Genomic DNA, 14,453 nt, shown 5'->3' with positions numbered 1-14,453 from the left:
CAGGAGGACCGACATGGAACTCTCTTTCATCACCGAAACGGCCCAGCGCAACCTGCGCGGCCTCAACGACCGCATTCACGGACCCAGCGGCGGTTACAGCATCAATGTCGGGCATACCGAGCGGCTGGCGTCGCTGGCCGGCGGCGTGCTGCTGGCGGTCCTGGGCCTGCGCCGGCCCAACTGGACCGGCGCCGCGATGGCGCTTGCCGGCGGCGCTCTCGTGGCGCGCGGTCTGACCGGCTATTGCCCCGGCAAGGCGATGCTGGCCGACTGGTCGCACAACGACCGGGCGGCGATTCCGGCACAGGATGTGAACCAGGGCGTCAATCGCTACTCCCGCCATCCCGGCGACATCTATGAGGAGGCGTGTGAGGAGGAGATCGTCGACGAGGCCTCGCAGGAATCCTTCCCGGCCAGCGATCCGCCGTCTTTTACGCCGGGTGTTGCCCGCTAAGGAGGCGGACCGCACAAGCGGCGTGACGCCATAACGGAAATGTCATCAAGAAACGGCCTGCCAGTCCCATACTGGCAGGCCGTTTTGATATGGATCAATGAAAGACTGAAACGGCAACAATTCAGTTTTTACTGAACGCTTTCCGAGCAATGCTGCGCAATGATTGAGGCGCATGTGCGGAGCGCGCCCATTGCACATTGCGGACCTCCGGCGGTTGGTTTATGGTGCACTGCACAAGGAGCGCCGCGTGATCTCACCTGGCGAAAGGCGGCCGGGGTTGCGGCCGCTCCTCCCGTCCCATCGACCGCAGGACAGTCCGCATGACCACGATCATTCCCGCCGCCGCCACGCTCGAAGGCAAGAAGGGGCTCGTCCTTGGCATTGCCAACGACCAGTCGATCGCCTGGGGCTGCGCCCGCGCCTTTCGCGCCATGGGTGCCGACCTTGCGGTCAGCTATCTGAACGACAAGGCCAAGAAGTTCGTCGAGCCGCTGGCCCAGCAGTTGGAGGCCGAGATCTTCGAACCGGTGGACGTCACCGGCGAAGGCCAGCTGAAGGCCCTGTTCGACAAGATCGGCGAGAAGTGGGGCAAGCTCGACTTCGCGCTGCACAGCATCGCCTTCGCGCCGAAGGAGGACCTGCACGGCCGTGTCGTCGATTGCTCGCGCGAGGGCTTCCAGCAGGCGATGGACGTCTCCTGCCACTCCTTCATCCGCATGGCCCGCTATGCTGAGCCGCTGATGAAGGACGGCGGGTCGCTGTTCACCATGTCCTATTTCGGCGCCAACCGCGTCATCGACAATTACGGCGTCATGGGCCCCGTCAAGGCGGCGCTGGAGGCCAGCGTGCGCTATCTGGCGGCGGAACTCGGTCCGAAGGGCATCCGCGTCCACGCCATCTCGCCCGGCCCGATCAAGACCCGCGCCGCCTCCGGCATCGCCCATTTCGACGAGCTGATGAACAAGGCCGCCGAGCGCGCCCCCGAAGGCCGTCTGGTGACCATCGAGGAGGTCGGCTACACCACCGCCTTCCTCGCCACCGACGGCGCCAAGGGCATCACCGGCGACACCACCTATGTCGATTGCGGGTATTCGATCGTCGGCTGAGATTTATCAACGTAAGTCTGTAGAACGGGGCGGGTGCGGCGACGCATCCGCCCCGCTCCGTTCCGGTTCGCGTCATGCGGGTGCGTCAAATTGCCGTGTGACGCCGGCGGCTGTTTGGGTGCGGTGGTAACACCATTCATAATCCTCCCCAACGGGGTGCCGGTTAAGGGGGGAGGCCGCAAGGTCATGGGCGCCATCACATGGCGACGGCAGTTGAGCGTCGGGCAGCCGGCCATCGACGACGATCACAAACACCTGATCGAGTATCTGAACGAACTCGACGCCGCGCTGGCCGCCCCGCGGTTCCAGCCGGTTCGCGTTGCCAAGATCCTGATCAAACTTCTGGAATACACCAAGGAGCATTTCGCCCGCGAAGAGCGGATCATGCAGATCGTGCATTACCCGAAGTTCGACGAGCATGTCGCCATGCACCGCGCCGCTGTCCAGAAGGTCAGCGAGCTGTCGAACCAGTTCTCCAACGAACCCACCCACGAGAACGCCGAGAAGCTCTATAAATTCACCGCCGACTGGCTGGTCCGCCACATCATCCTGACGGACACGCAGCTGACACCCTATGTCCGCGGCGTGTGGGCGTGAGGGGCAAAGGCGAACCCTTCCTTATCCCACGAACTCCGCCGCCCGGTAGCCCTGGGCGTAGAGCAGGGCGGTCAGGTCGCCGTGGTCGACACGGGCGCGGGCTTCGGCGGCGACCACCGCCTTGGCATGGAACGCGACGCCCAGACCGGCGGCCAGCAGCATCGGCAAATCGTTGGCACCGTCGCCGACGGCCATGGTCTCCGCCATCGGCACGCGGTGCTCGCCGGCATAGGCCATCAGCGCCTGCAGCTTGCTGTCCTTGTCCAGGATCGGCTCGATCACCTTGCCGGTCATCACGCCGTCGACCACCTCCAACTCGTTGCCGCGGTCGTCGTCGAAGCCGATCCAGCTGCGCACCCGGCCGGTGAAGCAGCGGAAGCCGCCCGACACCAGGACGCAGGCGGCGCCGTTGGCGCGCATGGTGCCGACCAGCTGGGCCGCACCCGGCATCAGGGTGGCGCGCTGCCACACCTCGTCGATCACCGTCTCCTTCAGGCCCTTCAGCAGGGCGACCCGCTCGCGCACCGCATCCTTGAAGTCGATCTCGCCGTTCATGGCACGGGCGGTGATGGCGGCGATGTGGTCCTTCAGCCCGACATAGTCGCCCAGCTCGTCCAGCATCTCCTGCTCGATGATCGTCGATTCCATGTCGGCGACCAGCAGCCGCTTGCGCCGGGTCGCCGCCGGCTGGGCGACGATGTCCAGCGTGGCGCCGTTCAGGGCATGGCGGATCGCCGCTTCCGCCTGCTCCGGCGCCAGATTGCCGAAGGGCAGGTCGCAGGCGGTGCCGGGAGCCAGCCAGTCCGGCGCGCCGGCATCGGCGCCCAAGCCCACCAGCGCCGCCTTGGCGGTCTGGACGACGGCCTCGTCGAGCGTGGCGGTACGGGGGGCGATCAGCGTGACGATGGCGTTCATCGGCGGGTGTCCCGAGCAAAAAAGAGGGCCTTTGCGCGCTGCCTACCACAGGCGAGGGGTCCGGTCCAACGAAGCTTCGGCGTCGGCATGCGGTTGGGGCATGCGGATGGGTGTTGCAAAGGAAACGCCGTGGCCCCATGGAAGGGCGATGAACACGCTCACCGATGTCATCGTCATCGGCGGCCCGACCGCATCGGGCAAGTCGGGGCTGGCGCTGGCGATTGCCGAGGCGTTCGGCGGCACCGTCATCAATGCCGACAGCATGCAGCTCTATGCCGATCTGGACGTGCTGACCGCCCGGCCGCCGTCCGAGGATCTGGCGCGGGCGCCCCATCGTCTTTATGGCGTGCTGACGGCGGCGGAACGCGGATCGGCGGCGCGCTGGCGCGACATGGCTCTGGCGGAGATCGCCGCCGCCAAGGCCGAGGGCCGGCTGCCGGTGGTGGTCGGCGGCACCGGTCTCTACCTGCGGGCCCTCATGCAGGGCTTGAGCGAAGTGCCCCCCATCCCCGACGAGGTGCGCGCCGCCGCCCATGCCCGGCTGGCAACCATCGGCGGCGAGGAGTTCCGCGCCGAACTGGTCGCCCGCGACCCCGCGTCGGCCAAGCTGAACCCCGGCGACACCACCCGCCTGACGCGCGCCTGGGAGGTGTTGGAGGCCACCGGCCATCCGCTGTCCCACTGGCAGAGCCAAACGGCCCAGGGCGCGCCGGAGGATTTGCGCTTCACCATCCTCGTGCTCGACCCGCCGCGGGCCGACCTCTACGCCCAATGCGACAAGCGCTTCCATCTGATGATGGAGCAGGGCGCGCTGGAGGAGGTGCGGCAGTTGGACGCGCTGGCGCGAGAGCAGGCGCTCGCCCCCGACCTGCCGGTGCTGAAGGCTTTGGGCGTGCCGGAGTTGCGCCGCGTCCTGCATGGCGAGATCCCGCTGGACGAGGCCGTCGCGCTGGCCCAGCAATCGACCCGCCGCTATGCCAAACGGCAGGTCACTTGGTTTCGGCGTCAGATTGTTGGCAAATTCTCTGATATGCTGGTAAGTGATACAGGACAGCATAGCTGCCATACCATCGATCTGCCTTGTTCGCCCGCGGTACGAAATGCAATGCTCGACCGCCTGAGAACGATACTAAATTACTGATCCGAAGGAGAAGCACCGTGTCGGTTGATTGGGGTCATGTGTTCGCGGGCCGCGTGGGCGGCATGACGGCGTCCGAAATCCGGGAACTGCTGAAGCTGATCGACCGTCCGGAGATCATCTCCTTCGCCGGCGGCATTCCTGACCCGGACCTGTTCCCCAGCTCCGCCATCGCGCGGTCCTACGAGAAGATCTTCCAGTCCAACGCCGGGGCCGGCGCCGCCCTGCAATACTCCATAACCGAAGGCTACACGCCGCTGCGGGAATGGATCTGCGACTACATGGGCGGCAAGGGTGTCAATGTCGGGCTGGACGGCGTTCTCATCACCAACGGCTCGCAGCAGGTGCTGGAGTTCGTCGGCAAGCTGCTGATCGGCCCCGGCGACAAGATCGTGGTGACCCGCCCGACCTATCTCGGCGCGCTGCAGGCCTTCTCGCCCTACGAGCCCACCTACCTCTCCATCCCGATGGACGAGGAAGGGCCGGAGATGGCGGCGCTCAACGAAGCGCTGGCGCAGAAGCCGAAGTTCTTCTACCTCGTCCCCGACTTCCAGAACCCGAACGGCACCACGGTGACGCTGGCCCGCCGCCACGCCATCCTGGACGCCTGCGAGGCCGCCGGCGTGCCGGTGATCGAGGACACCGCCTATTGCGAGCTGCGCTATGACGGCGAGCATCTGCCGCTGATGGCGGCGCTGGATTGCGAGCGCAACGGCGGCAAGCTGACCAACGTGATCTTCGGCGGCACCTTCTCCAAGACGATGGTTCCGGCGATGCGCATCGGCTGGGTCAATGCGGCGCCGGAGGTGGTGAACCGGCTGGTGCTGATGAAGCAGGCTGCCGACCTGCATGCCAGCACGATCAACCAGATCGTCATGCACGACGTCGTCTCGCAGATCTTCGACAGCCACATCAAGCTGTTGCGCACCCAGTACAAGGAGCGCCGCGACGCCATGCTGGCGGCACTGGACGAGTTCGCCCCGCCGGGCGTCACCTGGACCAAGCCGGAGGGCGGCCTGTTCGTCTGGATCGAGGCGCCGGAAGGCGTCGACGGCACCGAGCTGCTCGCCCGCGCGATCAAGGAGGCCAACGTCGCCTTCGTCCCCGGCTCGGCCTTCCATGCCGACCGGTCGGGCAAGAACACGCTGCGTCTGGCCTTCTCCGTCACCAAGCCGGCCCAGATCCGCGAGGGCATCCGCCGGCTCTGCGGACTGCTGAAGACCGCCGCCTGACGGGCTGCGCAAACTCAGTCGCCTTTTTGGAACGGCGGCCGCGCTTCGGTGCGGCCGCCGTTTCCGTTTGCGGCAAGCGCTGGCGCGGCAGGGGGTGGAACGGGACGACCACCTCCAATGGGCGCGCAACAATTGGAAAAACTGCGGCAAAAAAACTTTGCAAACATTCGCGAATAGGGTTGACCTATGACGGATGATTTGACTAATTTGCCCATCCCAGCACACGCCATCGGAGCTAAGCCGTTGTTATGAACGGCATCCCCTCCAGGCGGGGTTGGTGTTCCCAAGGAACCGGGCGCCCTAGAGGAGGCGCCCACATGAGAAGGTCGTGACCGATGTCCGAACAGAAGCTGACCGGCGCCCAGATCGTCATCAAAGCCCTGAAGGATCAGGGCGTTGACATCATCTTCGGCTATCCCGGCGGCGCCGTACTTCCCATCTACGACGCGCTGTTCCAGCAGAACGACCTGAAGCATGTCCTTGTACGCCACGAGCAGGCCGCGGTTCACGCGGCGGAGGGCTATGCGCGCTCGACCGGCAAGGTCGGCTGCGTGCTGGTGACCTCCGGCCCCGGCGCCACCAACGCGGTGACAGGCCTGCTGGACGCCCTGTGCGACAGCATTCCGCTGGTCTGCCTGTCGGGCCAGGTGCCGACCCACCTGATCGGCAACGACGCCTTCCAGGAAGCCGACACCACCGGCATCACCCGCCCCTGCACCAAGCACAATTACCTGGTGAAGGACGTCGACAGCCTGGCCCGCACCCTGCACGAGGCCTTCTATGTCGCGCGCAGCGGGCGTCCCGGCCCGGTGCTGGTCGACATCCCGAAGGACGTGCAGTTCGCCGACGGCACCTATGTCCCGCCGGCGGAGGTCAAGCACAAGACCTACCGGCCGCAGGTGAAGCCGGAGATCGCCCGCATCGAAGAGGCGGTGGAACTGATCGCCAACGCCAAGCGCCCGGTCTTCTACACCGGCGGCGGCGTGATCAATGCCGGCCCCTTCGCGGCCAAGCTGCTGACCCAGTTCGTCAAGACCACCGGGTTCCCGATCACCTCCACCCTGATGGGCTTGGGCGCCTTCCCGGCGTCCGAGAACCAGTGGCTGGGTATGCTGGGCATGCACGGCACGTACGAGGCGAACCTCGCCATGTACGAATGCGACGTCATGATCAACATCGGTGCCCGCTTCGACGACCGCGTGACCGGCAAGCTGTCGGCCTTCTCGCCGGGTTCGAAGAAGATCCACGTCGACATCGACCCCAGCTCGATCAACAAGAACGTCGCGGTCGACATTCCGATCGTCGGTGACTGCGGCGCCGTGCTGGAAGACATGCTGCGCATCTGGAAGGCGCGCGCCAAGTCGCCGGACAAGGCCGCGCTGAAGGAGTGGTGGGGCAAGATCGAGGGCTGGCGCGCCCGCAACTGCCTGAACTACAACCGCACCGAATCGGTCATCAAGCCGCAGTACGCGCTGGAGCGCCTGCGCGAGGCTCTGCGCGGCAAGGATCATTACATCACGACGGAAGTCGGCCAGCACCAGATGTGGGCCGCCCAGTTCCTGCCCTTCGACCAGCCGAACCGCTGGATGACCTCGGGCGGGCTCGGCACCATGGGCTACGGCCTGCCGGCCGCCATCGGCGCCCAGCTGGCCCACCCCGACGCCATCGTGGTGGACGTGTCTGGCGAGGCGTCTTTCCTGATGAACATGCAGGAGATCGGCACCGCCGTGCAGTACCGCGCGCCGGTCAAGATCTTCATCCTGAACAACCAGTATATGGGCATGGTGCGCCAGTGGCAGGAACTGCTGCACGGCTCGCGCTATTCCCAGAGCTACTCGGAAGCCCTGCCGGACTTCGTGAAGCTGGCGGAATCCTGGGGCTGCGTCGGCCTGCGCGCCACCACGGTGGCCGAGGTCGATCAGGTGATCGAGAAGATGCTGACGGTCACCGACCGCCCCTGCATCATCGATATCGCCGTCGATCCGAAGGAAAACTGCTTCCCGATGATCCCGGGCGGCAAGGCCCACAACGAGATCCTGTTCGGTCCGGACGACAGCCCGTCCGATGCCACGCCGGAAGACGGCATGGTGCTGGTCTGATCGGCTGACGACGAACGAACGGGGGAATGGGTCTCATGGAAAACGCGATCGAAAAGCACACCATCGCCGTGCTGGTGGACAATGAGCCGGGCGTGCTTGCCCGTGTCATCGGGCTGTTCTCCGGCCGCGGCTACAACATCGAAAGCCTGACGGTGGCGGAGGTGAACAACGCCGAGCACCTGTCGCGCATCACGCTGGTCACCTCCGGCACCCGGATGATCATCGAGCAGATCAAGGCGCAGCTCGGCCGGCTGGTTCCGGTCCACCGCGTCCACGACCTGACCGACGAGGGGCCGTCGGTGGAACGCGAACTGGCGCTGGTCAAGGTGGCCGGCACCGGCGACCGCCGGATCGAGGCGCTTCGCCTCGCCGACATCTTCCAGGCCAAGGTGGTCGACGCCACCCTGACCAGCTTCATCTTTGAGCTGACCGGCACCACCGAGCAGGTCGACGACTTCGTCGGCCTGATGAGCCAGCTCGGCCTCGTGGAAGCCAGCCGCACCGGCGTGGTCGCCATGTCGAAGGGACCGGCGGCGTTCTGAGGCGCCGTTACCCGCGGAATAGCATTCTGCGAAAGATTGGGGCGGCAAAAACGCAAGGAAGCTTTGCGCTTCGCCGCTCCATCGAGCGATTGTTTCCCTTGACGGACGGCTTTGCTCAATGGAGTAATCCGCCGCAGGAAACGCACTCAGTCTTCGTTCGTTGCGAATTCAAGGAACCATCTCAATGCGCGTCTATTACGATCGTGATGCCGACGTCAACCTGATCAAGGGCAAGAAGGTCGTCATCGTCGGCTACGGCAGCCAGGGCCATGCCCACGCCCACAACCTGCGTGACAGCGGCGTGAAGGACGTGCGGATCGCGCTCCGCCCGGGTTCGGCCACCATCAAGAAGGCCGAGACCGCCGGCTTCACCGTGATGACCCCGGCCGAAGCCGCCGCCTGGGCCGACGTCGTGATGGTTCTGACCCCGGACGAGCTGCAGGCCGACCTGTACCGTGACGATCTGGCCCCGAACATGAAGCAGGGCGCCGCCCTGGCCTTCGCGCACGGCCTGAACGTCCACTTCAACCTGATCGAGCCGCGCGCCGACCTCGACGTGTTCATGATCGCGCCGAAGGGCCCCGGCCACACCGTGCGCAGCGAATACCAGCGTGGCGGCGGCGTGCCGTCGCTGGTCGCCGTGCACCAGAACGCCTCGGGCAACGCGCTGGACATCGCCCTGTCCTACGCCTCGGCCAATGGCGGCGGCCGCGCCGGCATCATCGAGACGACCTTCAAGGAAGAGTGCGAGACCGATCTGTTCGGCGAGCAGGCCGTGCTCTGCGGCGGCCTGACCGAGCTGATCCGCGCCGGCTACGAGACGCTGGTCGAAGCGGGCTATGCCCCCGAGATGGCCTACTTCGAGTGCCTGCACGAAGTGAAGCTGATCGTCGACCTGATGTACGAGGGCGGCATGGCCAACATGCGCTACTCGATCTCCAACACGGCCGAATACGGCGACTACCGCACCGGCCCGCGCATCATCACGCCCGAGACCAAGGCCGAGATGAAGCGCGTCCTGACCGACATCCAGGAAGGCCGCTTCGTCCGCGACTGGATGCTGGAGTGCAAGGCCGGCCAGCCGTCCTTCAAGGCGATCCGCCGCCGCAACGCCGAGCACGAGATCGAGAAGGTCGGCGAGAAGCTGCGCGCCATGATGCCGTGGATCGCCGAGCGCCGTCTGGTCGACAAGTCGAAGAACTGATCTGGCGAAAGCCGCATCGGTCTGTTGAAAAGCGCGTCCCTTCGGGGGCGCGCTTTTCTTTTGGCCTCACGCCTTTTGCGAAGCCATTTTCCGCTCCTGCCCAACCACAGCGCGAAAAAGAAATTTGCGCAATGGAACCAAGTGTCCAACATTGAAAACAGGCTCTGTGTACCGCTTCAGCGTCAACATATTGTCCGGAGGAATGCGAACTGATACAGTTTGATTAGCTGATGAAGAACGCGCGAAAGATAAGAATTGCGATGGGAATGAGTGCTTCTGTTTCTCCTGTAGCTGAGGGCTTGCTGCTGGTTGGCGGGGGGAGAAATGCTCGTAATCTTATTTGCATTCTGGAGACCGCGGGAATTACTGTCGGCAGGGTTGTGGATGACCGGCCTGCCGGATCGGTTCTCGGGCATGAGGTTGGTTTTATAGATGATGTGGATGGCGCGACGGTGGATGCACTCCTGACCGTTGCCGATCCCGATCACGCTCAAGCGATCCGCGAGCGTCCGGCCCTGCGCGGCTGCCGCTGGCCGCGAATCATCCATCCATCCTCGGTGGTTTCATCCCACGCCCAGATGGGGGAAGGGTGCTACGTCGGCCCCTTCGCACTCGTCACCGATGTTGATCTTGGCAGGCATGTTCATCTCTTTGCGCACAATGTCCTGGGTGCGCGGGTCGCGGTCGGCGATTTCAGCGTCGTTCTGCCCCATGCGACCGTGGCGAGCGACGTGCGGATCGGCAAGCGGTGCATGATCGGAATGGGCGCACGCATCCATGCTGGAGTCAGCATCGGCGATGATTGCCGGATCGGCGTCAATGCCGTCATCCGAAACGACATGCCGGATGGGTCCATTGCCATTTGCAATCGTCCGACATCCATCCGGAACCGTCTTACCTTTGCAAGAACGGCACGCAGCGGCGGGTAATCCACGGGGGACGTGACCTGCAGCCAGACGGCCGCCCAATCACCCTGTCTGCCGCTGCCACATGAGCTAGACCATGATCCTCGTCCTTACCTATGCCAAGGTCTGCACAACCTCCATAACCGAGTTGCTGGCTGCGCGCTTTCCTGGTGAGGTCTTCAACAGTCATGGGCTCGGGTCCTGGCTGCACGAACCTTTGGCACATGCTCTCGCCTTGCGGGCGACGGCCCAGCAGGACATGCCGCCGTTCCACACAGAAGCGCCGGGGATTGCCCGCCGCCTGGCCGAGGCCATGGCCAAAGGCGAGTCCGTAACCATCGTCAGCGGTGTCCGCGACCCTATCGTCCGCTCGATCTCCGTCGCCATGCAGAACCTTGACGCCGACTTCGCGGATTGCCTTGGCGCCACGGCGGAGGCGACGGCGGAGGCTCTCGCCGCGCGCGTCGGCGATCTGTGGCTCCGCGATACGCCCGATGGCGATCCCAATCGCCTTTATCTTGAGCGGATGATCCGCGCCCCCCTGATCTGGTTTCGGGAAGAGATCGAGACGCCCTTCGGTTTCGATCTGCGGGCGCATGCTTTCGATCGGCAACGCGGCTACTCGATCCTGACCAGGGGGAATGTCCGCCTTCTGCTGTTCCGCCACGAGAACGCACCGACGGCAATCCAGAACGGACTGGCCGAACTCTTTCCGGGGATGGAGTTCCGCCTGCCGCATTCGAACGACGGCACGACCAAACCGACGAGCGAGATCTATCGCGCTCTGAAGAGCTGTTTTCGCCTGCCTCGTCCGGCATTGGAGGCGATCTACGCTCATCCGGACGTCAGCAGCTATTATGCTGCCGACGAGATCGCCGGCGCCATCGAGCGCTGGGCCGAGGATGCCCCCGTCCAGCCGCCGGCCGCTCCGCATCAGAGCTTTGCGGCGACGGTCTTCATCCCGTTGCGCAACCATGCCGGCTGGATCGGCCAACAGCTGGACAGTCTGTTTTCCCAATGGCGATCGGACACCGAACTCGTTCTGATCGACGACGGGTCCGATGATGGCAGCCTTTCCGTGGCCCTGGAGCGGCTGAGCGGCCGGCCGGACGTGGCCGCGACGGTGATGCGGAATAGCCAGGCGATCGGTCATGGCATGCTGCCCAGCCTCGTCGCCCTCTCGCGGGCGCCGCTGCTTATCCAGGCGGACAGCGACGACATCACGCTCCCGGGCCGACTTGACACGATCATCAACCATTTCGCCGCCAACCCTGGTTGCCGGCTGTTCACGTCCAATGCGCTCCTGCTGAGCGAGGGCGGCATCCCGATCTCCCTGAGCGGTGCGGAAATGCCGGACACGGTCTTCGACGACCCCGTCACACTGCTCGACCGCCAGATGGAACCCTGCTGGCTGGGCGCCTCGTCGGCCTATCATCGTTCCGTGATCGAGGCATTTCCGCCGCTCGACCCCGAACTCTGTCCATATGGCCTCGATCTCCTCACCGGCTTCAGGGCAACGCTGCTCGGAAGCCATCATTACCGGTCGCGTCCTTTGGTCGGGTGGCGGCAGCATGCCAGCAACAGTCACCGGGTCAGCGGATGGCAGGGTTCCGACCTCGCCACCCAGGAGCATTCTGCGGCCTTGAAGCTCATGGTCTGTGCGCAGCGCCTGCGTGATCTTGCTTGGCTGCGCACCAACGGAAAACTCGACCCGGTGCGGGCGGCTGCGACCGAGGCGCGCTGGAACGCCGATTTCCTGGCACAAACCGACCATTGGATGCGATCCCGCAACCGCCTCACCGGAACGCATGCCGCATCGGCTCCTCGGGCCGCGGGTGTCAATGATGGGAGCCGGCGCCACATCCCGGCAATCCCGCCGATCGCTACCCTGCTGCGTGGACGGGAATATCCGGTGGCGCGTGGGATCGGCTCCGTTCTGTCCGGCTGGAGCGGCTTCCATCACCACGAAGAGAATTGGATCTGGACCAGCAGGCAGGCGGTCGTCGTCCTGCGCATTCCGGAGACAGCGTGCCAGTCGCTGCTCATCACGCTGGCAGGCCTACCCTATCACGAGCGGCAGTCGGTCTTCCTCTCCCTGAACTTTGCAGCACCGGTCGAGGTCAGGATGGCTTTCGGTCAAACCACGTCGGTGGCCGTGCCGATCCCCCGGCGCGAGGACAGGCAGGACGATCTTCTGACCCTCTGGATCGACGCGCCCGATGCCGTCCGCCCAGTGACGGTCGATCCTCGCAACAGCGATGCCCGTCTTCTCGGCGCCGCGGTGTTCGGGCTGCAGGTGGTCTGAGGGAGGAGGGTGCCCGCGCAGTCCCTCGTTGGAAGCATCGTTCCGATCAGGAAACCTCAGCCCCGGGGTTCCGGCATGCCGCTCGGCGGCGGGGTTTCGGCGACGGCGGCACGGCCGGGGTCGCGCTTCTGGGTTTCCAGCAGGATGTCGCGGGCGATCGGCGCCGCCGCGGTCGACCCGCCGCCGCCATGCTCGACGAAGACGGCGCAGGCATAGCGCGGCGCCTGAATCGGCGCGAAGGCGACGAACAGGGCGTGGTCGCGCTCGCGCCAGGGCAGGTCTTCGTTCTTCTTCACGCCGCTGTTGCGCTCGGCCATGGTGATGCGGCGGACCTGGGCGGACCCGGTCTTGCCGGCCATCTCGTACCCGACCTCGGTGATGCGCGACTTGAAGGCGGTGCCGTTCGGGGCGTTCACCACCTCGGTCATGCCGCGCAGCACGATGTCGAGATTCTCCTTCTTCACGCCGATGCCGGGCCATGCGGTCTGTTCGCCGCTGACGGTCTTGATCTGCTTGGTCAGGTGCGGCTTGACCGCATAGCCGCCATTGGCCAGCCGGCAGACCATCACCGCCAGCTGCAGCGGCGTCGTCAGCACATAGCCCTGGCCGATAGAGGCGACCAGCGTCTCGCCCATGTCCCAGCCCTTGCCCAGCGTCGCCTTCTTCCAGGCGATCGAGGGGATCAGGCCGGCGCGCTCGTGCGGCAGGTCGATGTCGGTGCGGTGGCCCAGGCCGAAGCGGTTGGACATCTCGGCGATGCGGTCGATGCCGATCCGGCGCGACACGTCGTAGAAGAACACGTCGCAGGAATGGCGCAGCGCGCCGACGAAATCGACGGTGCCGTGGCCGCCGCGCTTCCAGCAGTGGAAGCGGTGGTCGCCCAGTTCGAGGTAGCCGGGGCAGAACACCGTATGGCGGTTGCTGACCACCCCCGATTCCAGCGCCGCCAGAGCCGCCATCATCTTGAAGGTGGAGCCCGGCGGGTATTGGCCGACCACCGCCTTGTTGTTCAGCGGAGTCGCCGGGTTGGACAGCAACTCCTCCCACAGCTCGGCGCTGATGCCCATGGTGAACTGGTTGGGATCGTAGCTGGGGTGCGAGCACAGGGCGTAGATGCCGCCGGTGTGCACGTCCATCACCACCGCCGAGGCGCTGACCTCCTGCGACAGCCTTTCCTGCACGAAGCGCTGCAGGGCCATGTCGATGGTCAGCTGGATTTCCCGGCCCGACTGCCCCTCGTCGCGGGAGAGTTCGCGGATGACGCGGCCGACCGCATTGACTTCCAGCTGGCTGGTGCCGGCGGTGCCGCGCAGCACCTTCTCGTGAAACTTCTCGATGCCGGCCTTGCCGATGCGGAAACCGGGCAGGGACAGCACCGGATCGCTGTTGCCGCTCAGCTCCGCTTCCGATACGGCGCCGACATAGCCCAGGATGTGGGCGGTCGCGTCCGCCTGCGGGTAATGCCGCAGCTCGCCCACCTCGATCGCCACGCCGGGCAGGTCGGGGGTGTTGGTCTCCAGCGTCGCCACCTGCTCCCAGGTCAGGTTCTCGCGCACGGTGACGGGCACGAATCGGCGCTTGCGATGCAACTCGCGCAGCACCCGGCGGCGGTCGCCGTCGGTCAGCGGCACGATGCGGGAGATCTTGTCGAGCGTCTCCTGGATGTTGTGGGTGCGTTCCGACACCACGACGACGCGATAGTTCTGCTCGTTGACCGCCAGCGGCACGCCGAAACGGTCGACGATGTTGCCGCGCGAGGGCGCGATCAGCCGCAGGCTGATGCGGTTCTCCTCCGCCAGCATGGTGTAGCGGGCCGACTCGACGACCTGCAGGTAATACAGGCGACCGACCAACGCGGACAGGCCGGCCAGCTTGATGCCGCCCAGCACCAGGGCGCGGCGCGCCAGCAGGCGGGAGCGGTCGGTGTCGCGATCGATTGAACTCATGAGATCCGTC

At 65.4% G+C, this 14,453-nt stretch carries 12 protein-coding genes; 10 read left to right on the top strand and 2 right to left on the bottom strand.

Going from position 1 to position 14,453, the window contains the following annotated elements:
* The first annotated feature begins 13 nt into the window (after positions 1-13).
* From ACCD06_RS13285 to ACCD06_RS13275, 3 genes are all read left to right on the top strand, one after another.
* Positions 14-454 carry a DUF2892 domain-containing protein gene (locus ACCD06_RS13285; RefSeq protein WP_413341157.1) on the top strand — a complete coding sequence of 147 codons (441 nt, stop codon included), beginning with the start codon at positions 14-16 and terminating at the stop codon, positions 452-454.
* Between the two features lie 320 nt (positions 455-774).
* On the top strand, positions 775-1,560 hold the full coding sequence (gene fabI / locus ACCD06_RS13280; RefSeq protein ID WP_109153454.1) for an enoyl-ACP reductase FabI: 786 nt from the start codon (positions 775-777) through the stop codon (positions 1,558-1,560).
* A gap of 186 nt (positions 1,561-1,746) precedes the next feature.
* Entirely contained in the window at positions 1,747-2,157 is a 411-nt protein-coding gene (locus tag ACCD06_RS13275; protein WP_109074025.1) for a bacteriohemerythrin, read from the top strand.
* Between the two features lie 21 nt (positions 2,158-2,178).
* Here the strand turns inward: ACCD06_RS13275 and serB are convergent, their stop codons facing one another.
* Positions 2,179-3,072: a phosphoserine phosphatase SerB gene (gene serB, locus ACCD06_RS13270; RefSeq protein ID WP_413341154.1), complete on the bottom strand. Its 894-nt coding sequence runs from the start codon at positions 3,070-3,072 to the stop codon at positions 2,179-2,181.
* A 148-nt stretch (positions 3,073-3,220) separates the two neighbouring features.
* Here serB and miaA point away from each other — a divergent pair, with 148 nt between their 5' ends.
* The 7 genes from miaA to ACCD06_RS13235 all read left to right on the top strand — a co-directional run bounded on the left by miaA (position 3,221) and on the right by ACCD06_RS13235 (position 12,497).
* Positions 3,221-4,213, top strand: a complete 993-nt coding sequence (gene miaA / locus ACCD06_RS13265) for a tRNA (adenosine(37)-N6)-dimethylallyltransferase MiaA (protein WP_413341152.1) — start codon at positions 3,221-3,223, stop codon at positions 4,211-4,213.
* 17 nt (positions 4,214-4,230) lie between these two features.
* A complete protein-coding gene (locus tag ACCD06_RS13260) occupies positions 4,231-5,442 on the top strand; it encodes a PLP-dependent aminotransferase family protein (RefSeq protein ID WP_109074022.1) in 1,212 nt (403 codons plus the stop codon).
* Between the two features lie 335 nt (positions 5,443-5,777).
* Complete coding sequence (locus tag ACCD06_RS13255; RefSeq protein WP_109074021.1) at positions 5,778-7,541, top strand: acetolactate synthase 3 large subunit; 1,764 nt, start codon at positions 5,778-5,780, stop codon at positions 7,539-7,541.
* A 35-nt stretch (positions 7,542-7,576) separates the two neighbouring features.
* Positions 7,577-8,083, top strand: a complete 507-nt coding sequence (gene ilvN, locus ACCD06_RS13250; RefSeq protein WP_109074020.1) for an acetolactate synthase small subunit — start codon at positions 7,577-7,579, stop codon at positions 8,081-8,083.
* Between the two features lie 184 nt (positions 8,084-8,267).
* A complete protein-coding gene (gene ilvC / locus ACCD06_RS13245) occupies positions 8,268-9,287 on the top strand; it encodes a ketol-acid reductoisomerase (protein ID WP_014248441.1) in 1,020 nt (339 codons plus the stop codon).
* 230 nt (positions 9,288-9,517) lie between these two features.
* On the top strand, positions 9,518-10,216 hold the full coding sequence (locus tag ACCD06_RS13240) for a DapH/DapD/GlmU-related protein (protein ID WP_109074019.1): 699 nt from the start codon (positions 9,518-9,520) through the stop codon (positions 10,214-10,216).
* Between the two features lie 73 nt (positions 10,217-10,289).
* Entirely contained in the window at positions 10,290-12,497 is a 2,208-nt protein-coding gene (locus ACCD06_RS13235; RefSeq protein ID WP_413341148.1) for a glycosyltransferase, read from the top strand.
* A 56-nt stretch (positions 12,498-12,553) separates the two neighbouring features.
* Here ACCD06_RS13235 and mrdA read toward each other — a convergent pair whose 3' ends face one another.
* Positions 12,554-14,443, bottom strand: coding sequence for a penicillin-binding protein 2 (mrdA, locus tag ACCD06_RS13230; RefSeq protein WP_109074017.1), 1,890 nt, complete (start codon positions 14,441-14,443; stop codon positions 12,554-12,556).
* Between the last annotated feature and the right edge of the window lie 10 nt (positions 14,444-14,453).

This window comes from Azospirillum sp. CT11-132, assembly GCF_047302835.1.
Lineage (GTDB): Bacteria > Pseudomonadota > Alphaproteobacteria > Azospirillales > Azospirillaceae > Azospirillum.
Note: the sequence above shows the minus strand (reverse complement) of the source record. Positions and strands in the feature narration are given on the sequence as shown.